Source organism: Paenibacillus sp. V4I7, from assembly GCF_030817275.1.
GTDB lineage: Bacteria > Bacillota > Bacilli > Paenibacillales > NBRC-103111 > Paenibacillus_E.
In genome coordinates this window covers 2,288,937-2,311,019 of the sequence record NZ_JAUSZD010000002.1, presented here as the reverse complement: position 1 = coordinate 2,311,019, position 22,083 = coordinate 2,288,937, and the positions used below count along the sequence as shown (strand labels likewise).

The 22,083-nt window shown below is 47.1% G+C and carries 18 protein-coding genes and 1 pseudogene; 2 read left to right on the top strand and 17 right to left on the bottom strand.

All coding sequences use genetic code 11. The features are described from left to right. Positions 1–12 precede the first annotated feature (12 nt). The 6 genes and pseudogenes from hflX to QFZ80_RS11535 form a co-directional block, all read right to left on the bottom strand. On the bottom strand, positions 13–1,338 hold the full coding sequence (gene hflX / locus QFZ80_RS11560; RefSeq protein WP_307546541.1) for a GTPase HflX: 1,326 nt from the start codon (positions 1,336–1,338) through the stop codon (positions 13–15). A gap of 246 nt (positions 1,339–1,584) precedes the next feature. Continuing rightward, entirely contained in the window at positions 1,585–2,562 is a 978-nt protein-coding gene (locus tag QFZ80_RS11555; RefSeq protein WP_307546543.1) for an AAA family ATPase, read from the bottom strand. Between the two features lie 85 nt (positions 2,563–2,647). Next, positions 2,648–2,793 (bottom strand): annotated as a pseudogene (locus tag QFZ80_RS11550) (antibiotic biosynthesis monooxygenase); the annotation flags it as partial. 26 nt (positions 2,794–2,819) lie between these two features. Then, the gene (locus tag QFZ80_RS11545) at positions 2,820–3,446 is read right to left on the bottom strand and encodes a histidine phosphatase family protein (RefSeq protein ID WP_307558991.1); all 627 of its coding nucleotides are present in this window, start codon (positions 3,444–3,446) and stop codon (positions 2,820–2,822) included. A 24-nt stretch (positions 3,447–3,470) separates the two neighbouring features. Then, entirely contained in the window at positions 3,471–4,475 is a 1,005-nt protein-coding gene (lplA, locus tag QFZ80_RS11540) for a lipoate--protein ligase (RefSeq protein ID WP_307558989.1), read from the bottom strand. A gap of 19 nt (positions 4,476–4,494) precedes the next feature. Next, entirely contained in the window at positions 4,495–4,971 is a 477-nt protein-coding gene (locus QFZ80_RS11535; protein ID WP_307546549.1) for a GNAT family N-acetyltransferase, read from the bottom strand. Between the two features lie 142 nt (positions 4,972–5,113). On the opposite strand from QFZ80_RS11535, the gene QFZ80_RS11530 reads away from it, so the two are divergent. Next, positions 5,114–5,911, top strand: a complete 798-nt coding sequence (locus QFZ80_RS11530; protein ID WP_307558987.1) for a GNAT family N-acetyltransferase — start codon at positions 5,114–5,116, stop codon at positions 5,909–5,911. A gap of 35 nt (positions 5,912–5,946) precedes the next feature. Continuing rightward, entirely contained in the window at positions 5,947–6,816 is an 870-nt protein-coding gene (locus QFZ80_RS11525) for an SDR family oxidoreductase (RefSeq protein WP_307558984.1), read from the top strand. A gap of 71 nt (positions 6,817–6,887) precedes the next feature. On the opposite strand, the gene QFZ80_RS11520 is transcribed toward QFZ80_RS11525, so the two are convergent. The 11 genes from QFZ80_RS11520 to QFZ80_RS11470 all read right to left on the bottom strand — a co-directional run bounded on the left by QFZ80_RS11520 (position 6,888) and on the right by QFZ80_RS11470 (position 21,999). Beyond that, a complete protein-coding gene (locus tag QFZ80_RS11520) occupies positions 6,888–7,583 on the bottom strand; it encodes a YdcF family protein (protein WP_307558982.1) in 696 nt (231 codons plus the stop codon). A gap of 5 nt (positions 7,584–7,588) precedes the next feature. Next, complete coding sequence (locus QFZ80_RS11515; RefSeq protein ID WP_307546557.1) at positions 7,589–8,248, bottom strand: alpha/beta hydrolase; 660 nt, start codon at positions 8,246–8,248, stop codon at positions 7,589–7,591. 46 nt (positions 8,249–8,294) lie between these two features. Further along, a complete protein-coding gene (locus QFZ80_RS11510) occupies positions 8,295–9,026 on the bottom strand; it encodes a peptidylprolyl isomerase (RefSeq protein ID WP_307546559.1) in 732 nt (243 codons plus the stop codon). Positions 9,027–9,155: 129 nt separating this feature from the next. After that, positions 9,156–11,708: a transglycosylase domain-containing protein gene (locus QFZ80_RS11505; protein WP_307558980.1), complete on the bottom strand. Its 2,553-nt coding sequence runs from the start codon at positions 11,706–11,708 to the stop codon at positions 9,156–9,158. Between the two features lie 143 nt (positions 11,709–11,851). Further along, a complete protein-coding gene (gene hfq, locus QFZ80_RS11500; protein WP_307546563.1) occupies positions 11,852–12,091 on the bottom strand; it encodes an RNA chaperone Hfq in 240 nt (79 codons plus the stop codon). Between the two features lie 64 nt (positions 12,092–12,155). After that, positions 12,156–13,124, bottom strand: coding sequence for a tRNA (adenosine(37)-N6)-dimethylallyltransferase MiaA (gene miaA / locus QFZ80_RS11495; RefSeq protein WP_307558978.1), 969 nt, complete (start codon positions 13,122–13,124; stop codon positions 12,156–12,158). Beyond that, a complete protein-coding gene (locus tag QFZ80_RS11490; RefSeq protein ID WP_307558976.1) occupies positions 13,118–13,894 on the bottom strand; it encodes a class I SAM-dependent methyltransferase in 777 nt (258 codons plus the stop codon). Before QFZ80_RS11490 ends, miaA begins: the two co-directional genes overlap by 7 nt. Positions 13,895–13,898: 4 nt before the next feature. Then, a complete protein-coding gene (mutL, locus tag QFZ80_RS11485) occupies positions 13,899–15,944 on the bottom strand; it encodes a DNA mismatch repair endonuclease MutL (protein WP_307558973.1) in 2,046 nt (681 codons plus the stop codon). 5 nt (positions 15,945–15,949) lie between these two features. Beyond that, entirely contained in the window at positions 15,950–17,386 is a 1,437-nt protein-coding gene (locus QFZ80_RS11480) for a S41 family peptidase (protein ID WP_307558971.1), read from the bottom strand. A 37-nt stretch (positions 17,387–17,423) separates the two neighbouring features. Continuing rightward, positions 17,424–20,051: a DNA mismatch repair protein MutS gene (gene mutS / locus QFZ80_RS11475; protein ID WP_307564092.1), complete on the bottom strand. Its 2,628-nt coding sequence runs from the start codon at positions 20,049–20,051 to the stop codon at positions 17,424–17,426. A gap of 481 nt (positions 20,052–20,532) precedes the next feature. After that, positions 20,533–21,999 carry a putative amidoligase domain-containing protein gene (locus tag QFZ80_RS11470; RefSeq protein WP_307558969.1) on the bottom strand — a complete coding sequence of 489 codons (1,467 nt, stop codon included), beginning with the start codon at positions 21,997–21,999 and terminating at the stop codon, positions 20,533–20,535. Between the last annotated feature and the right edge of the window lie 84 nt (positions 22,000–22,083).

Below are 22,083 nucleotides of genomic sequence, written 5' to 3'. Positions count from 1 at the left end.
CGAATTGCATAATTAGTAAATCTCTCCCTCACCATCTTGAACCTCTTGCTGAGCATGTTGATCATAAGCCACCAATTGATAGGCCAATTTGACATAGTCATCTTTGTTCACACGGACTTTGAACAGCATATCTTCCCCGTCCACATCTGTCTCCAGGACATCACCAATTCGGTACATAAGGGAAATGATGTCTCCCTTATCAGCCGGAATGCGGAACTCTTTACTCTCACCCATCAGCTTCTCTTGAATGGCGACTCGCAGGTGTTCCAAATCATCAGAGTTGTAAGCACTGATTTTCAGAAATTCACCTTCGGTCGAAAGCATTTCCACATCTTTTTGCGAGCAAAGATCAATTTTATTGAAAACAGTCAGCTGTTCCTTCTGATGGGCACCCAGTTCTTCCAAAACCTCTGCGACAACGCGCATTTGCTCATTTCTCATATCGGTTGAACTATCCACGACATGAAGGATCAAATCAGCCTCATTGGCCTCTTCCAGCGTAGCACGGAACGATGCAACAAGATCATGCGGCAGGTTCTGAATGAAGCCAACGGTATCCGTTAGAACGATCTCTTTGCCGCTTGGCAATTCCATCGTCCGCGAAGTGGGATCCAGTGTTGCAAACAACTGATTCTCAATATAGACGTCCGCTTGAGTCAATTGTTTCAATAATGTTGATTTCCCTGCATTCGTGTAGCCAACAAGGGCAACTTGAAACACACCCGTCTTCTTACGGCGTTCACGATGCAAAGTCCGATGGCGGACAACTTCTTCTAACTGCGCCTTCAGCTCGTCAATACGGCCGCGAATGTGCCGACGATCGGTCTCCAGCTTCGATTCCCCCGGTCCTCTCGTCCCGATACCGCCACCCAGACGTGACAAGTTCTTACCTTGTCCCGATAGCCTTGGAAGCAAGTAGCTAAGCTGCGCCAACTCAACTTGAATAATACCTTCACGTGTTTTGGCACGCTGGGCAAAAATATCCAAAATCAATTGCGTACGGTCGATAATTTTCACATCTAAGGCAGCTTCCAGGTTACGTACTTGAGCACCCGATAGCTCTTGATCAAAGATAGCCGTATTCCCGCCAAGCTCTTCCAAACGAACTTTTAGCTCTTCAACTTTCCCTTTGCCAATAAACCATTTGGAATCCTTCGTTTCTTTGTTCTGTGTCATCGTCTCCAAAACAAGCACACCTGCTGTTTCCGCTAACTTGACCAGCTCTTGCAGCGAGTATTCCGCTAATAACTCATTTTTCTTCTGTTTCTGAGTGACTAGACTAACGAGCACCGCGCGGTCATCGATTTCCTTCTCAACCATATGTGAAGTTGTTTTCATAAGTGTCTCCTTTACGCTGCATTCAAACGAACGAAATAGCCCCCAGTGGGCGTATTCCTCATCATTGTGTAGGAAATGCTTGGGAAAGTCAATTTGCAGGAACGGAGAATTCGATTATACCCGTGCGTTCGCATCTGAAGAAACAAAAAACCGAAAGACCTTAGGCCTCTCGGTAGCTTTCCACCTATTTTAAGTAAATAAACTTTATCCTATATAACTTAGTTAAGTTAAATCGCTTTATTAATTTCATTTAAATTTCATATCTTCAGGCCTTATTGACATTAATTCCAATTTGGAAGGCGCGTTTACATATTGACTTAGTAACCTTACCGCTTGATGCCGCATCGCTTTCTCCAGAATGTTTCGAACATACCTCGCATTACTAAACGCACGCCATGTAGCGGCTTTCTCATCGGTTAAATGCTGCTTTAGCTTCACCAACGTTTGCGGAAGAAGAACATATTCTCTCTCTTTTGCCATAAGCTCAGTAATTTGAATCAATTGTTCAATCGGATAGTCCTCGAAATCGATTTGAATGGGAAATCTTGAAGGAAGCCCTGGATTCGTAGCCAGAAATTGCTCCATTTCGTCGCTATACCCTGCAAGAATAAGGATGAACTCATTCTTCTTATCCTCCATACCTTTGACCAGCGCATCAATGGATTCTTTGCCGAAATCCTTATCTCCTCCACGTGCCAGACTATAAGCTTCATCAATAAAAAGAATGCCGCCCATCGCCTTCTTCATCAACTCACGAGTCTTAAGAGCCGTATGTCCAATGTATTCTCCCACCAGATCTGCACGTTCCACCTCAATAAAATGACCCTTGCTCAGAACACCCATAGCATGAAACATGCGGCCCATCAGTCTAGCCACTGTCGTTTTACCAGTTCCGGGGCTTCCTTTGAAAATCATATGGTAGACGTGCGCATTGCTGAGCAGACCGGCTTCTGCGCGAAATTGCGAAATTTGTAAGAGTGCATAGATTTCATGCACCAGCTCTTTGACATTATCAAGGCCAATCAGTTGATTCAGCTCTTTGAAAACATCCGAAAGCGGACCCTCTAGCGGCGTCTTCTTTCCTGTGAGCTGCGGCTCGGCATCGGCTAGCGGCGAAGCGTGAGTCTGGCTGCCTGCTCCATCAACGGCTCGCCTATGCATGCCAGGCTCTGGCTGCCGTAAGACGATGTTGATCTGTCTGGATGGCAAGCTTCGACCACTCATGAGGATCACCTCGTTTACAGGATGGTTTGATGGTCGTATCAATCCATCCTACGCTCGTTTGATGCATTTTAGACCGCAGCAGCCGTTAATGATACTTTTGAGACAGCGAATAATGTTCGACCACCGGAAATGGGTCATAGAAATGGTGCAGCAGCTTCCGCCATTCTTGATACTCTTCAGAACACGGAAGCCTACGGTGTGATCCTCCAGTGTTTCCCAGTGAACGAGCAAATAATTCCTCCAATTGATATCGTATTTTAGAAACCGAATGCATCCTCTTGAAAATGGGACGTATCACCGTGAAGCCAGATATGAGGCTCTTTATCCATCATTTCGACAAGACTTAAGCATGTAGGGTGAAAATAAGGCGGGTTCCACAAATCTGCTAGAGCTCTTCGCTCGAAGTAAGCCATGATAATTTTCAATGTGACTGTATGTGAAATCAAGCCAATTGTTTTTCCTGCATGTTCCTCTAACAGCTGCACAATTGCAGGTATGACGCGAGCTTGTAAATCAGCATAGGACTCACCTTGCGTTGGTCTATACAGATCAGGCGCATTCCAGAATGCATGGAAGTTGTCAGGATCCAAATCCTCAATTTCTGCCGAAATCCGCCCCTCCCAGGCACCTAGATTCATTTCTTTCCATTCATCCGAGGCATGTATCGTCAATTCACGCGAGCCCTTCACGATATTCGCCGTTTGCAAAGTACGACCGCTGCTGCTCGCACATAGAACATCAAAGTGAACATCCTTCAAAGCATTTGACAACCAGGTGGCTTGCTGCTCCCCTAAAGTTGAAAGTGGTGAATCCAAGTGACCTTGCATTCGGCGCTCCACATTCCACATCGTTTCCCCATGCCGGATTAAATAAAGCTTTGTCATCGGCAGCCTTCCCCCATCCATGCACTAATTTAACATCATTAAAGCCACAAAAGACTCCAAATCCAGCGCACCACCAAAGTAACGCTGCAATTCCACGCCTGACAGCCGTTCTCGTACGGCAGACTCTTCATACCGCGAACCACGCAGCATTTCCTCTAGTTCTGCTACATCTCTTGCTCCGAAGAAGTCTCCATATATTTTTATATCATGAATATAACCTTCCTCAATATCTAAACGCACATCTATTGTACCGACACCTTCGAAGCGTTTGGAGTTTTGCATTGTACTTTTCGGTGATTTCCCGTAGTTCCAGTCCCAGTTCTGATAGCGCTCCTTAGATAGTTCGTGAATCCGGACCCAGTCCTCCTCTGAAAGCTTGTACTTGGGAATTTCCGATTCCTCGGCACTAAAAATAGAAGCAAGCAGCTTACTTCGGAATTCCTCCATCGTAATAGGCTCGCTTAGGAACTCTATTATGTTAGCGACCCGGCTGCGAATCGATTTAATACCCTTGGACTGAATCTTATCCAGATTAACCTTAAGGGCAGATACAACGTTTTCGATCTCTGAATCGAAGAGTAGTGTTCCGTGACTGAACATCCTGCCCTTGGTTGCAAATTGTGCATTGCCCGAAATTTTGCGCTCACCGACTTGGATATCATTGCGGCCCGTTAAAGCTGCTTCAACACCAAGCTTACGCAGTGCTTCAACAACGGGTTCAGTAAACTTTTGAAAATTGTGAAAAGAATTCCCATCATCCCGGGTAATGAAGCTGAAATTCAGATTGCCCAAATCATGATACACGGCTCCGCCACCTGATAATCTCCGAACCACATGAAGGTTATTTTCTTTGACATATTCGAGATTGATTTCTTCGAGTGTATTTTGATTTTTGCCAATAATAATGGAGGGTTCGTTGATATAAAATAGTAAGTAACTCTCCTCATTTGGGAGTTGTCTCAGGGCATATTCCTCAATAGCTAAATTAATCCGAGGATCTGTGATGCCTTCATTATCGATAAATAGCATAATCATGCCCCTTCAGTTATTATCCTATCGTGGTCGTCATAGTGCGATTTAAGGTAAACATCCCTAAGGATTTATAAAAAGCAATGGCACGCTCATTAAATTCCCATACGTTTAATTCTAGTGAAGCAGCTGAGCGTTCCCTAGCCCAGGCAATAGAAGCTTTATAAAGCTTTGTACCAATGCCCTGACGCAGATAGTCTGGTGAGACCGCTAGTTCATTTAAATACGCAAAGGTTCGAGGAACTAGCGCTTCATAGGTAGGAGATTTCTTCATCTCCAGCATAGCTACACCAATGACCAAGCCCTCTTTCTCCGCGACTAAAATCACTTTGTTCTGTTGGTCTGAAAAACTTCGGTACCAGCCCATAGCAACAACGTGATCCAACCTGGCAAAACGCTCAGGCAATGCATCCGCATGTTCTTCTTGTCCTACTCGAATGATGGCATTTACGGCCTCATAATCTTCTAATTGTGCGGTACGAATGATGAGTTCCAAGAAAAATCCACCTCCTGTTGTTTCATAGCTTACATCAAAGGATGATATTTTTCCACTTTGACGGAGTGCGATTATGTATATACATAACTCTATAAATTTATTTATAATATTGGAAACTTACTTGAGAAGGGGATCGCTAGAAATGAACGAAAAAATTGACTTTTATATCGCCATCGATACAGTGGCTTCAAACACGTGGCCTGCTGAATCATCCATTTCCATTGACAATTGGCTCCTACGGGCTTCCCAAGGTATCACTAAACGTGCCAACAGTGTGCTTGCCATTGGCGAATATCCAAACGATCCTAATTGGCTTGCGAAAATAGAGCAATTCTATCAAGAACTTGGTTTACCTGCAATTTTTCATATTAGCGACGCTTCTCCTGAAGGTCTGGATGAAATTCTTCATACAAAAGGATATGTGCTAGATACACCATGTCTGATGATGACTGCAGCCAGTCGGCAAGTTTCCGATAACGCAAACAATAAGATGATGCCTAATAAGTCGTCCATTCAAATGGAATGGGCAGAAGCAGCAGATGTAGAGTGGCTTGACGCTTTCCTCATGCTTGAACAGTTTCCCGAAGAGCGCAGAGGTTTCTATAGCGGTCTATTTGAGCGGATGCCCTCTCCGAAAGGGTTTCTCAAGCTGAAACTAAATGACCAAATCATCGCGTTAGGTACGGCTATTGTAGAGGACGAATGGGCAGGTTTTGTAAATGTCGTTATCCATGAAGGCCATCGAGGCAAAGGACTTGGGTACGTCCTCATGCACGCACTGACGGAATGGAGTTTAGAGAACGGTGCAACCAACCAATATTTGCAGGTTGTTACTTCCAATAAACCCGCTGTAACCTTGTATGAAAAGCTCGATTACCAAGCCAGATATGGCTATCATTATCGAATTAAGTATGATTTGCAGCCCCTTGTATCATCCTAACAAAGAATTTGTCTAGGATGAAAGGAGCCATACACATGGCAACAGCAACAGAAAAGAAACCAGCATTCCCGTCCCAGCATCAGAATCAGCAGCCAGGCATTGAATCACAGATGAATCCTCCTCCTGTCTTTGAGCAATCTGGGTATAAAGCAGCCGGCAAGCTAAAGGATAAAGTCGCCCTGATTACAGGAGGCGATAGCGGAATTGGCCGTGCGGTCGCGATTGCCTATGCCAAAGAGGGTGCAGATGTTGTATTGGTATATTTGAACGAACATACGGATGCGGAAGAGACACAGCGTCATGTCGAAAAGGCAGGACGAAAATGTCTGCATGTCGCGGGAGACATTGGCGACGAGAATTTCTGCAAGCAAATCATTGAGCAAGCTATCGGGAAGTTTGGCAAACTCGATATCTTAGTAAACAATGCAGCAGAACAGCATCCTCAGCCTAGCATCGAGAATATCACTTCGGAGCAGCTGGAGCGGACGTTTCGAACCAATATCTTCTCTTTCTTTTATTTGACCAAGGCTGCACTTCCCCACCTGAAATCCGGAAGCGCAATTATCAACACCGCTTCTATTACCGCCTATCACGGTCATGAGCAGCTGCTCGATTACTCCGCTACGAAAGGGGCTATTGTCACCTTCACGCGCTCCCTATCTCTTCAGCTGAATGCAAAAGGCATTCGTGTTAATGGCGTAGCTCCAGGTCCGATTTGGACGCCTCTCATTCCTTCTACATTCACCGCAGAGGAAGTAGCCACGTTCGGCTCGACTACACCAATGAAACGTGCCGGTCAGCCAGGCGAGCTCGCTGCCAGCTACGTTTTCCTCGCAAGTGAGGATTCATCCTATATGGCTGGTCAAATCTTACATGTGAACGGTGGAGCCATTGTAAACGGATAACCAAGGCAAAATAAAAAAGCATGACCAGCAAGTGGGTATTTCCCGCTTACAGGTCATGCTTCTTTGCTATCTCAGATGCCAACCAACAACAACAGCTTTGTCAAATACCACTTCGTATAAGCTAGCGTTTCTCTCGCTTCGTGGTAAGGCATGAAGAGCACCTCAGACTTCGTTGATGAAATGAGAGGCTGCTTCAAGCCGATCGTTTCCGCGATATCAAGCGAACGAGATCCATGAAATTGATGGGTCATAATAATCGAACTCTCAAGACCCTGCTCGTCCATAATTTGCTTGCTGTAAAGCAAATTCTCATAGGTACTTGTCGCCCGCGGCTCTATCAAAATGCTTTTGGCAGGAAGCCCTTTTTTAACCAAATAATTACGCATTCCCTCCGCCTCCGTTAGTTTGGAGCCGTTATGATCTAGACCTCCGGAGACGATTAATTGTTTGAACCGCCCCTCTTTATAAAGATTAACAGCCAAATCTAGACGCTCCTGGAGACCAGGACTCGGGATATCTTTGCGCAAGGAAGCGCCAAGAACAATACCAACGTCAACTTGTTTTGGCAACGTTTGATCGGGAGCGATCTGAACCTTCCACTGGATGTAGACGATCCAAGCGACAAGCAAGAGGAACACGGTAACTACGATTCGGAACACTTTCACAAGCATACGGTTGAACGTAGATTTTCGCTCAGTTCGTCGGCGTTTTTTTGGTGTTGGAGTGATGGCTCTTTGTTTCTTATTCATGCTTGGCTGTACAGTCATCCTTGCTACTCCTTATCCAAAAATGCACTAACTTGACGAAACAACGTGCCTGCATCCTCACTCAGACATATCAAATGATTAGATCTGGAATGCCAATGAAGCTCGCGCTGTCCTTTAAGCTTACTATAGATGTATCGCGCACTTTGCGGATGAATTACCTGATCTTTTTCAGACTGAGCGATGAGTGTTGGTATGCTTACCTGACTTAGTTCTGGTTTCAAATGCCGAACAAGTCGCGTAAACTGCCAGGTAGCTCGTAGCGGCGTGGATTTCGCTTTCATAAAGTTGATTTTCCTTTGATACTTCCACTCATCTCGAATGACATCCAGCATTCTTCTAGGACTGACGTAAATGACTGCCGTGTTCAAAAGGATCAGTCTACGAACTGGATATCGAACAGATAAATAAGCGGCCAGCAGCCCCCCCATCGAGAAGCCTACCATATCAAATGTCCCATACTGGATCGTCATTCTCTCCGCATGCTCTTCAGCTTCGCGTACCCAATCTTCCCAATGCGATGCTCTTAATTGTTGATGGGATTCTCCGTTCCATGGGAGTCTCGGAACCTCACAAAGCTGCCCGCGTTCACGTAAATACCGAGCTAACGGCTCAACCTCATAAGGTCCACCGGTGAATCCATGGAATAATAAACATGGTTTTTTCACGCGGTTCTCTCTCCTATCCATCCTTCAATGTTTAGAATATGATATTCTATTTTTCTTTAATGGCGATCGCGTTAATCGTTACTTTTTCTTTTGGCTTGCTTGGTGAGGATTCGCCACCCATCTCAACAGGTGTTTCGGCAATTTTAGCTATGGTTGCCATACCCTCTGGTGTTACTTTACCGAAAATTGAATAGTTAGGTTGTTGATTTAAACTTTTTGCACAATCTTCTCCCGAACAAATGAAAAACTGACTGCCATTCGTATTAGGACCGGAATTCGCCATCGCGACAATGCCGGGTTCATATTTATGCGAAGTTTTCAGCTCATCTGCAAACTTGTAGCCGGGGCCGCCTCTGCCTGTTCCAAGCGGATCTCCTGTTTGAATCATGAACGATTTAATAATGCGGTGAAACGTCACATTGTTATAAAAGCCTTCTTTGGACAGGAACACAAAATTGTTAACGGTCTTCGGAGCTTCCTTAGCAAACAGATCAATGGTAAACGTTCCCTTAGACGTTGTTACTTCAGCTTGATACGTTTTGTTCGGATCGATCGTCATATCTGGCGCTTTGCTCCATTGCTTAGGAGCTGCAGTTGGCGATGCCGCTGGTGATGCTGCAGAAGAAGCAGCAGGTGCCGTTGCACCGCTCTTAGGCGTTGCTGTGCCGCCGGCAGTTTCAGTAGGTTTGTTGCCGCAGGCCGACGCGATTAAAGTTAACGCGATCAACGTAAGCGGGAGAAGCTTAGTAGGTTTAAGGATGTTGAAAGGCACGTTCATTGAAAATTCCTCCGTCAATAGTATGTAGGTTTAGTGTGGGACCCGCGAATTGCGGGTCTAGTTTTATTATATAGCAAGTTACAGTTAAAACTAAAATAGTTGCTGTTTCTCCATATAAGTAACAAGTTACTATAACTTCGGCACAATAATCTGTCCCCCGTTTTGCTTGCCATCCTTCGGCTTTTCCTCGGTACCATCAACCGGCTTGTTAGCCGGTGACGGAGTAGGACTAGGACTTGGACTGATGCTGGAACTTGGAGTCGGACTAGCGCCAGGCTTAATGGTGCTTCCGGGCGATGGCGTAGGCTTCGTACCCGGTGACAGCGTTGGCTCTAGAGGATCCTTACCAGGAGATGTAGACGGCGAGACCGAAGGTGACGGCTGGCTTCCGTCAGGAAGTGTACCATCCTTCGGTATTTCGACGGAAACTACATTTGACTTGGCACCTTCCAAGTTTGAGTCCAAATTAATCGGGACAACGTAATATTGATACGTCTCTTCGCTGCTAACAGTCGTATCATTCACCTCAGGTGTTGCCGATTGAATCAGCATCTTCGGCTCTGTGTCTTTGGTACCTTTCCGGAACAGCTGATAAGCGATCTTCTCTCCTAGTGAGGTCCAAACTAATTTAACAGCCTTCGTTTCAGGTGCATACACAGCAGTTAAATCCGTAATCCCTTTTGGCGGTTCCGTTAGATTAGGTACGCCATCAGGCTTCACGAAATTCGTCACAGGTCGGCCTTCTAAGGACTTCGACATCACTTCTTTAAAGATAGCCGACGGGCTTCCGCTGCCGATTGTGACATAGTGCTTCGCATCCACTTTATCGAAGCCTTCCCAAACGGCTGCTGTCCATTCAGGCGTATAACCGACAAACCAAACATCACGATCATATTGTTCAATGCCCTTGATGTCCAGTCCAGTTGTACCCGTTTTGCCGGCAACAGGACGATTGAATTTCGCTTTGGTCCCCGTACCGCCTGGTTCAACAACGCCCTGAAGCAGCAGCGTCATGTAATATGCTGTTTTAGGTTGAATAACCTGTTTCTTCTCTGGCTTATAAGCGGCGATTTCCTTACCTTGCGCATCCGTAATGCGTAGAATGGCATGCGTTTTATTTTGCAATCCTTGGTTAGCAAAAGCTGTGTATGCCGTTGCCATTTGCAATGGAGAAACGCCATCCGTAAGTCCGCCCAACGCAATGGACAAATTCTTGTCCTTCTGTTCATTGAGAGGAGCCCCGATTTTTTTGGCAAAATCAATTGCTGAGTTCACTTTAATTTGATCTAATAACCAAACAGGAGCCAAATTATAGGACTTTTTGACTGCCTCAAACATCGTTACATGCCCATGCGTCACACGGTCATAGTTACGGGGGGAGTAAGTCCCGTTACCGAAAGACGTCTGCGTATCATCCATGATGGAATACGGCGTATACTTCCCGCTCTCCAACGCTGGACCGTAAGCCGCTATCGGCTTATACGAAGAGCCTGGCTGTCTTTTGGAATACACGCGACTGAAGCCTCTTTGTTTGTAATCCCGGCCGCCTATCAGCGCCATCAAACCGCCTGTTTTGTTATCCACAATAACCATGGCACTCTGAATCTTTTGACCATCAGAAGCATCCTTCTGGAAAAAGCTTGGATTTGCATAAGTCTGCTCCATCACTTTTTGCGCTTTCGGATTCATAGTCGTATAGATGCGGTAGCCTTTGGTCAGCAATTCATCTTCATCGATGCCATACATATTTTCAGCTTCATCCACAACATAGTCCAAGAAAGACGCGTAATCCTTCGTGCCTTGACTAGCTGCTGCTGGCGGAACATAATCCACTGCTGCGGCTTCCGCACGCTCGGCCTCTGTAATATAGCCTTGGTCGGTCATCAGCCTAAGAACGACAGCACGACGTTCCTTCGATAAGTCAGGATGAGCAAGCGGCGAGTATCTCGACGGAGCCTTCGGTAAAGCTGCGAGTGTAGCCATTTCCCATACTTTTAATTCATTCAAGTTGGATTTCCCGAAATAAACCTTGGCTGCCGCTTTAATGCCGTAAGCGTTACTACCAAAGAAAATACGATTTAAATATTTTTCAAGAATTTCATCCTTACTAAACCGTTCATCCAAAGCAAAAGCAATTGACATCTCCGTCGCTTTACGGAAAGCGGTTTTCTCGGAACTCAGAAATACGTTCTTAGCGAGTTGCTGGGTAATTGTACTCCCGCCCTCTACAGCACTCATATGAATAATATCTGTGACAAGTGCTCTGCCAATGGCTCTTAAATCAACACCCGCATGCTCGTTAAACCGACGATCTTCCGTTGCAATGAACGCTTGCTTTAATCGCTCTGGAACATCCTTGATGTTCACACTTTCTCGATTTTCGCCTTTATAGATTTTACCAATTTCCGTTGCAGGCTTATCTTTGCCTTCTTCTTGCGCATAAATAAGCGTCGATTCACTGGCCGTATCAATCTTATCAATGTTGTTATCGAGAATTCTGAAGCCGCTCATAATAACGACGATATAAATAGCCATTGCACAGATAATAGCCAGAATGGCTGCAATAATTGAACCCATAATAAATTGGCGAACATTAAATCCCTTTTTCTTTGAGCCCTTGCTGCTTCCTTGCGGCTTCGTCTTTGTATTCGCAGTTGTTTGCCTTTTCGTAGGTTTCTCCAAATCCATCGACTCCCTCGTTGTTCATTTCTCTATGTTGTAACCAACAAAAGAACAACCTTAAACAAGGTTGCTCCCACAAGTTTCTATTCAGTTAGACGATTCAGTCCATTAAAAAGTTGCAAAATTGAGAAACGAAGAGCGGATTACTCTGCTGCTTCAGCAGCAGCCATTAAAGAAACAGCGCGTTGTGGAGTGAAGGTAGAGATAGCATGTTTGTAAACCATTTGTTGACGGCCTTCACTGTCAATGATGATCGTGAAGTTGTCAAAAGCGCGAATTAGTCCTCTGATTTGAAACCCATTGGTTAAATATACGGTAACGGGAATGCTTTCTTTACGTAGTTGATTAAGAAAATTGTCCTGGATATTAATGGATCTGTTCATCAGTGGTCCCCCTTAATGGAATGAAACTATCGCCAGAAGGCGCTATTTTCTATTGGTGTATTTGTTAATTATATTCAATTTTATGTACAAACTTTCCTGCTAGTATATCATTAATAATTTGGAAATGGGCAGAAAAATTTGCTGATTCCGTCACATCCACCCAATGAATGTCTTTCATATGCCGAAACCATGACAATTGGCGCTTAGCAAATCGGCGCGTGTCACGCTTGAGCAGCGTTACCGCTTCCTCTAAACTCAATTCACCTTCCAAATAGCTGACGATTTCTTTGTAACCGAGTGCTTGCATGGAAATCGCCTGTTTTGGACAGCCTGCGGCTAGAATCGATTGAACTTCCTCGATAAGCCCCTCCTGCATCATCGCATCGATACGTTCCTCAATACGCTTGTACAGCCGTGCACGATCCATCGTCAATCCAATGATACATAGTTCGTAGGGAGACTCTTTTTTCTGGGACGCCAAATGGGTTGTCATCGTTTCACCAGAGATATAATAAATCTCAAGAGCTCGTATTACGCGTCTACGATCGTTGGCATGAAGTCGATTAGCGCTCTCAGGATCAATTTTACGCAGCTTCTGATGCAGCGCCTCGTCCCCATGCTCAGTGGCGAACGCTTCCTGCTCTTGGCGGAACGCTTCATCCATACTGACTTCCGTGAATTGATAATCATAACACACAGACTCGATATAAAGGCCTGTACCTCCAACAATAAATGGAAGCTTCCCACGTGAATGAATGTCCAGAATCAAAGCCTTTACACGCTCTTGAAACTCCGCCGCCGAAAAGGGATAAGAAGGATCATGAATATCAATCAAATGATGCGGGACAAGCATCTGCTCCGCTTCACTCGCTTTGGCTGTTCCAATATCCATACCTCGATACACCTGCATGGAATCTCCGGAAATAATTTCGCAGCCAAACTTCTGAGCAATTTCTAAACTTAGCTTGGTCTTACCAACTGCCGTGGGACCTAGTAGCACGAGTAATTTCGGCTTGGCTGGTGGGGCTAACACAGTCGAATCACTCCATACGTTGTTTTGGTCGTCGATCGCAATACATGCTCGAACCCGAGCCGGACAAATTCTTTACTGTCTCTGTTTTCTTTGAGCACAATGCTCTTGCGTGCAACTCTTTTAGCCTCTTCGATAGATGCCACACTGACAGCTTCATCGTTCGCATTGCGTCTAAGATGAGAGATCGCTTGAGATTCCTCAATCGGACTGCGAAACATCGGATCAAAATAGACAACATCTACGCTTTGCGGTGCCAGTTGCTGCAAATACGCGAGGTGATGTGTCTTTCTAACCGTGATGCGCCTCATTGCCTCGTTAAGCTCGGGAATTTCCGATTCATAAACGGCTAAACCTTCTTGAATCAACATAGCTGGAATCTTTTCGCTTTCAAGTGCCGTGACGCTTCCCTGTGGGCCAACAGCAAATGAGAACACGATAGAATCCGACGCTAATCCTGCTGTACAATCCACGATATGATCGCCAATTCCTGTACCGGAAGCCTCGATTAATAAGTCGGCCTCGCCTCGCTGCATACGTTTGACACGAACAAGGGCCATACTGGGATGAAAAAAGTACGCAGGTTGGTCATCTCCATAGTACCTGATCTCATCTCTGGTCACAAGCAGAACGGAATCATCCTTATAATTATTCCTAAGATGTTCCAAAGAATACTTCCTTCGGGACACGACTCGGCCGCCATACGCAGCAGCCAATCGCACTGCTTTGTCCAATAAATCACTGGACGGATTATACGAAGTTGTCACTAACACGGGTTTACATCACTCTCTTAAACATTTTTTCCAGTTCATAAGTCGTAAAGCTGACGACGATTGGCCGTCCATGCGGGCATGTGTAAGGGTTACGGCACCCTGACAGCCGGTCGATCAGCGTTTCCATCTCAAGAACACTTAATCCTTGATTCGCTTTGATCGATGCTTTGCAAGAGCACATAATAGCCGCCTTTTCTCTTAGTTTGGCGATGTCCACAGCCTTTTTTTCGCTGAGGACCCACTCACACATTTCTTCGACGATCCCCTTCTCTTCTCCTGACGGAAACCAGTGTGGATGCGCACGGACCAGAAACGTGTTCCCTCCGAAAGCCTCCATATACACGCCTGCCTGCTCAAAAAGCGACAGCTTCTCGGCAATAATACCTGCTTCTGATGGTGTAAACTCTAAAGTAATAGGGACGAGTAATTCTTGGCTCGCCTCAGCAGGATTGCCAAAACGCTCGTAATAATATTCATAATTAATTCGCTCATGCGCAGCATGCTGATCAATCAGGAACAGGCCTTCTTCGTTTTGGGCGACCAAATAAGTGCCATGCATTTGACCGATCGGGTCCAATCTTGGAAAAGCGGGAAGCATAGGAGCCTCGCCTTCCTGTTTCGAAGGAAGTAGGTCCATGAACGCTTCGTTCGTCCGGCGCTGCTGCTGGATGGACGTACTTCTGGGATTGCTTACAGCAGGAGATGAGTAGCTGTTGTTTGATGACGATGACGGACGGCTCGAATAGGAAGCTCCCGAAGCTCCAGAAACTCCTGAAGCTGTGGAGCTTCTTTGCGGTTCTGCAGCAGGTGGCCGGGAAGTTGACACCGATTCTGGTCGATACGATGTAACGGCCTCCTTCACTTGCGGAAAAAGCATGCTGTCCAAATCCACGGATACACGTTGTATCGTAGAATCAGGAAGCGATGTAGGTATCGCAGCTGAAACTGCCGGCGTTGATGAGCTTAATCCAGCTCCTGGCTCAACCGTTCTTGTAAGCTCAAGCTGCTCTTGTACGTATGCGCCTTTCGGGGCTGCTGGCTTCATCCCTTGCGGGATCAGCACCTGCCTTCCAAATAGCCGCTTCACTTCGGCTTCGATTAACGCGGTTAGCTCCGCTTCTTTACTGAAGCGGACCTCAAGCTTAGATGGATGCACATTCACATCCACTAAGGCAGGATCCATCCCGATGTGCAGCACAGCCACGGGATAGCGGTTGATCGGCAGCAGGGTATGATAACCCTGCAGCAGCGCTTGATTCAGCGCGAAGTTGCGCACGTAACGACCATTCACAATGGTCGAGATGCCGCCACGGTTCGCGCGGGTCATTTCGGGCTTCGCCACGAAGCCCGAGATCGTATAATCCAAGCTTTCCACTTGGATAGGAAGCATTTGTTTGCCGATAGCCGTGCCGTAAATGCCGGCGATGACCTGTAGCAAGTCTCCGTTGCCCAACGTTTGAAGCAGGAGATTGCTATTATGTTTCAACGAGAAGGCGATGCCCGGGTGAGCCAACGCTAATCTATACAAATAATCAGAGATATGGCCAAGCTCGGTCTGGATCGTTTTCATATATTTCAACCGTGCCGGTGTGTTATAAAATAATTCCCTCACTGACACTTCGGTCCCACGTGAAGCTGCCGTTTCTTCGACACTGCGAATCGTGCCGCCTTCAATGGAAATTTTCCGACCTAATCCATCGTTCGTAGAGCTAGTTACGCACTCAAGCCTAGACACGGACGCTATACTCGGCAAAGCCTCGCCACGGAAGCCTAATGTTCGTATCGAGAATAAATCTTTGCTTGTCGCAATTTTACTTGTGGCATGACGCTGAAAAGCTAATTCGCAATCTTCCAAAGCCATTCCAGAGCCGTTATCGGACACCCGAATCAGCTGAAGACCGCCCTCTTCAATCGTCACATCAATCCGAGTACTGCCGGCATCCACCGAGTTCTCGATGAGTTCTTTCACCACAGAAGAAGGTCGTTCAACGACTTCCCCTGCGGCGATTTGGTTCGCAATATGTTCGCTTAAGAGCTGGATTTTACCCATAATTCTTAGTTCCCCTTTACAGCACGGATGGAAACATTCTCCCCTTGATCCTTCACTTGGAGCTGTGGAAAATAATCATCGAAAAGATCAACATTGACGTAGCTAGTCCCATTTTCAATGATTAGCTTGTCCGCCTCTACAGGAATGGCATGCGTTCCTTTAGTATCAGAAATATCGACCGTGCGAGTCGCCTCGTTCCATGTAATCGAAGCTCCAACAAGTGCCGCTAGGCCGCGTGTTGATGCGTATAATTTTCCATTTTCATGGAAATTCCCGAATCCACTTCCTATTTCTACGCCGTTATAGGTTACTTTGTGCTTGGAAATCTCGACGTTAATATCTGTGATCCCTACTGTCTGTAATGCGGTAATCAATTGAGCAGAAGTCCCGTCCACTTTGATGTCCGGTGTGATCCCGACTTTGTTCACTTTACGCTTATTCGGCGTTAAGTACTCTTCAACCGTCACTTTCAGCGCACTGTCTTTATCCAATTGATAAAGTTGTTGTACACTTCCTTTGCCGTACGTTTGCATACCGATCACTTTGGCAACATTGTAGTCCTGCAGAGCGCCTGACAGCACTTCCGAAGCGCTTGCGCTATACTCATTGGCTAAAATGTAAACAGGAATAGACAATTCCGTTCCGCCCGTGATTAACACTGGATCATCCACACCATTGCGGTCTCTTGTATGAATCAGAACGCCTTCTTTGACAAAATGCTTGGCAATGTTCTGAGCCGTATCCACAAGACCTCCTGGATTATTACGAACATCTAGAATCAAAGATTTCAATCCTTTTGCCTGCAGATCCGTAAGCTGTTTACCAAAATCCTCGTCCGCATCGCTTGAGAAATCCGTTATTTGAATGTATCCAACACCATTCGTGAAGCTCTTGCTATACACTTCAGGTACATTGATCCCTTTACGCGTAATCTCGACGGTTAATTCTTTGTCACCGCGTTGAACCGTAACATTAACCTTCGTCCCCGCTACACCAACGATTTTGTTTCTGACTTCATCAATAGAGGTCGTAGAAGCAGGAGCGCCATCCACGGCACGGACATAGTCATCGCGCTGCAAGCCCGCTGATTCGGCAGATGAACCTGCAAACACCTCGGATAAATACACGCCTTTGTCATCAATTCCGATTCGAGCGCCCATACCGACATAATTATTTTCTAAGGAGCTGGAGAACTGACCGTACTCTTCTTGGCTGAAAAAGACGGTATATGGGTCCTTCAGTCCTTCTACCATTTGCTTAATGCTTTGATTGGCTAGCGCTTCTTCTGTTATACCACTCACATGCAGCTTGCCAATGATTTCTCTGACTTGCTGTGTTTGTAAATCTTCTTGTGCCGAAGCATTCAAGGGTAGAATCGTTATAAGAGCCGACGCCAGTGCTAGGGTAACCTTCATAGTTTTCATTCTTGGTTGATCTTTCATGTGCGTCTCTCCTCGAATATATAGTAGGAAAGCAAGCTTATTGCAGCTTTTGCTTCCATTCGTATACTAAATTAAGCGCCTGCAGCGGCGTCATATTGATTAAATCGATCCCTTTCAGCTGGTCGAGCACCAGCTGAGATTTGCTGTCCGGCTGCTTCTTCTTGACAGCCGTGTTTGCCGTGCTGTCCTCAGCGAAGAGGGACAGCTGCTGTATGGGAGCTGCCGCTTGCGGGACGGCAGCTGTCGCTGCAGCGATCTGCGCAGCACCCGCCGCCCGCTCTTCAAACCCATTCAGCAGCTCATAGGAGCGCTGAATGATGGCATTGGGCAGCCCCGCGATTTCGGCACAGTAGATGCCGTAACTCGTACTCGCTGCCCCGGGAATAAGCTTGCGCAGGAAGGTCACCTGCCTGCCGCTCTCTTTCACGGCCATGCAGTGATTGCGCAGATGCCCGAGGCTTTCTTCCAGATGCGCAAGCTCGTGGAAATGCGTCGAAACGAGCGTCTTGCAGCCGATCCGGTCATGCAGGAACTCGATGACCGCCTGCGCGATCGCCATCCCTTCCCCGGTCGAGGTGCCGCGGCCGAGCTCATCGATGATGACGAGGCTCTTGCTGGTCGCTTTCTCAGTCATCACTTGGATGTCCATCATCTCGACCATGAACGTACTCTGACCGCCGATCAGATCATCGGCAGCACCGATCCGCGTAAAGATGCGGTCGGTGACCGGAATGCGCGCAGATCTGGCAGGTACGAAACAGCCAATCTGCGCCATCAGACAGATCACGGCCACTTGCCGCATATATGTACTCTTACCGGCCATGTTCGGTCCGGTAATAAGCAGTATGCGGCCCTCATCCAGCAGCAGGCTCGTTTCGTTCGCGATGAACGAGCCGTCTTGAATAACCGCCTCCACTACAGGGTGGCGGCCTTCTTCAATCTCGAGATCAAAGCCTTCGCCGATCTCCGGCTTGCGGTAGTGATGCGCCGCGCTGACCGTGGCCAGCGACTGATAAACGTCGGCGGTAGCAATCACTTCCGCCAGCTTCTGTAATCTGGAGATATGCTCGGAGATCCGGTCGCGAAGCTCCGTGAACAGCTCATACTCCAGATCGATCATTTTATCCTGCGCTTCCAGAATGAGCGCTTCTTTCTCTTTGAGCTCTGGCGTTACGTAGCGCTCGGCATTCGCAAGCGTCTGCTTGCGCTCGTAGCGGCCTTCCTGCAGTGCGGACATGTTCGCCTTGGTGACCTCAATAAAGTAACCGAACACTTTGTTGTAGCCGATTTTAAGCGACTTGATGCCCGTCGCCTCCCGCTCCTGACGCTCGAGCTCCGCGATCCACTGCTTCCCGTTCTTACTTGCTTCCCGGAGTTGATCTAAGTATGGCTGGTAGCCTTCGCGGATCATTCCGCCATCCCGAATGGATACAGGAGGCTCGTCCTCAATGGCACTAGTAATCCATGACATAACATCTTCACAGGCATCCATATTTTCGACGAGTTTACGAAGCGTTTCGGAACCGGAAGCTGCACATACTTCTTGAAGCAGCGGAACCTGCTGCAAGGAGTGCTTGAGGGCGATCATATCGCGGGCGTTGGCATTCCCGTAGGAAATACGCGCAACTAAACGCTCCAAATCGTAGACTTCCTTCAACGCTTGCTTCACATCTTCTCTGATAATGAGCTGATTATAGAGCAGATTAACAGCTTCCAGACGCTCTTCTATGCGTGATACGCTCATTAGCGGCTTTTCGATCCAACGGCGCAGCATCCGAGCGCCCATCGCTGTTACGGTTTTGTCGAGCAGCCAAAGCAAAGAACCTTTTTTGGCTCGTTCACGTACCGTTTCAACGAGTTCAAGATTTCTACGCGTAAAAGGGTCCATCGTCATGAATTGATCAGGCTCATATACTCGTATATGCTTCACGTGGGTCAATGCTCGTTTTTGCGTTTCTTTCAAATAAGCAAGCAGCAAGGCAACGCCTTGACGGTTCAGAGCGGATAAAGCAGGCAGTGCGGCATCCTCAGCAAAATGCTCATCCAGCAGCTTTTCATCCACTTGCGTCCACTCTGTTAGCACCGTACTGCGTCCCCAAGTGAGGCCTGTTTCCCGAATTGTCGTTAATAAGGCATTATTCGTAATAATCTCCGAAGGGTTGTATACATTGAGCTCATCAACGACGAGTTCCCATGAGTTAGAAAGCCGTGTTGTATATAGCTCCCCCGTTGAAATATCGCATGCTGTAAAGGCATAACCGTGTTCCTGACTCACTAGGGAAACGATGTAATTGTTGCTCGATTCGCCTAGAAGCTTGCTATCCATAACGGTCCCCGGCGTAACGATACGAACAATCTCACGTCGCACCACACCTTTGGCTTCAGCAGGGTCTTCAACTTGCTCACATATCGCGACTTTATACCCTTTCTCGATTAACCGAGACATGTAATTGTCCGCCGCGTGATGAGGGACACCGCACATAGGGATTTTCTCGTCGCCGCCGCCTTCTCTACCTGTTAACGTAATCTCCAACTCTCGTGAAGCATTGATCGCATCATCAAAAAACATTTCATAGAAATCACCCAGACGAAAAAACAAAAAAGCATCCGGGACTTGCGCCTTCACGGTCAAGTATTGCTGAATCATCGGCGTATATTGGGCCACCTTGCGTTCCTCCAACCAATCACTATATTCATTATCAAAATCTATGAAATTACCAAACTTCATTTTCATATGTGGACAAAAAAGAATGTCAGAGGCTTCAATAACCCAGCCTTCTTCAAAGAGAAAAGACAAGTTTAAGCCTGATGCTTACTCTAATTGGATGAGGAGAGTTATTGAGCTTTGACTAATTAAGTAAGTTTGTTCCGAGTCGGTTAAGAGCCCCTAAAGACTGCTATCCATCCACTTTTATCGCTTTTAACCAAAATAGAAGCTTCTGGAGGCTCTTATTTAATCAAATACGCTTGATTTTCTAATGAATACCGGAAATAAGAGCCTCTAAAGACTGCTATCCATCAAACTTGCATCACTTATATGTAAAATAGCAGCTTCTGGAGGCTCTTATCTAACTGTAAATGCAGCATCAAAATGGGAATCCCAATGCAAAGACTACAACCATTTCAAATCTCTTATAGATACACTATTATAACATGATTTGTTCTTCAAAAGCTTCTTTACGATGGTAGGGTGCAATTTTCCAAGCTTTGCGAAAATCAGCTCTTTCGTTCCATGGCTCCATTGAGGTGATTCTTTCTCGGAGACGTTCCAAAACCGCGGCGAAAAGGTCATAGCCCTTCAGCTGCTCAAGATCCTGCCAAAGCTTCGCGACTATGGCTTGAAGCCGTTGCTTATCCCCACGATAGTAGGCTGCTTGAATATCCGGTTCCTGCAAGGGCTGCCGAGGCAGCAACCAGTAATTGTCAGCAATGAGCGAGGCTAGCGCGAACACACCGCGCGTAATATCAGGCGACTGCATCCAGCTCGGCAGGGTGCGGTACTCGAAGCCCCCATGCGACTTCTTGCGGAAGTCGCCAAGGAAGCCGTACCGAGGGCGTCGCTCCCGTGTCGTCTCGCCCTCGATCAAGATCAAGGGCAGCGCGAGGTAGTTATCGAGCGCGCGCAGTAAATGCCCATTCAGCCAGCAGCGGCTGAAGTGGATATGTCCGCCGAGGGGGTAGCCCCCCACCGGCATGCCGCCTGAGAGCCACGAGAGGCTCTCGTCGTCGATTTTCCGCGCGGCGAGCTGCATCGTAGACCGCAGGTTCCTCGCCAGCTCGCGCGGGTCTGTGCTTGGCTGCGGCCGAAGCTCCGCCAGCGGCAAGATCAAGCGATGCCCGCTGAGCACGACGGCATCGCAGCCGACTTCGCCGTCCCGCGTCAGGAAGCGGTCGGCGAAGACGACTTTGCCCTGCGGGCTGAGCAGCAGGAACTCCGGGTCGCTGCCGAGCATCGCCCGCTCCTTGCGCCCCAGCTCCTTCGCGATGGCGATCTCATAGCGATCGATCGCCTGCGCGAATAACTGCGCCAGCTTCCCGTTCAGCTTAGGAACGGGATCCACATCCAATACCAAGGTGTGCCCGCTAGGCAGCACACCTATGGTGACAAGGCCATAGTCTAGGCCGAGCGCATAGACAGATTTTACAGACTCACGGCTGGCCCTACGGACATGAAAATTCGCACGATCTGGTGTAACTTCTATGTAAGCTGAGCTGGCATTTAATTGTCTTTGATCATAGAGAGCTTTTTCTGATAACAGAAGCGTCTCCTTCTTCTCATAAACAACCAATGTCTGTAGATGAAATACAGCTACCTTATATTTATGTGTAAATATCAACCTTTCTTCCTTGGCACTTCGGCCATTCAGCCAAGCTACCGTCTTGATGCCGTGCAAATGAAGCAGTTCTTCCCGCTTCGAACGCGTCTGTGCCCTAAGAGTCGCCCTGATGGGCTGCAGCGCCGGCTTCTGCGGCCACTCATCATGAGCAGCTCCCCAATGAATGACGACCTGACCTCGCCAATCGACCGGAAGCCTTGATCCACTGGGTATGCGAATGAGATTCGCTAACTCCAGCGCTTCTTTTTCCTGTGCGTGCAGTAAGAATGTTTCCATCCATTTTGCCCCTTCTCCGTTCTCATTCCATCCTCACAGTCCCTGCATCTGATAGAACCGCCCATTTATTGAAATAAAACAAAA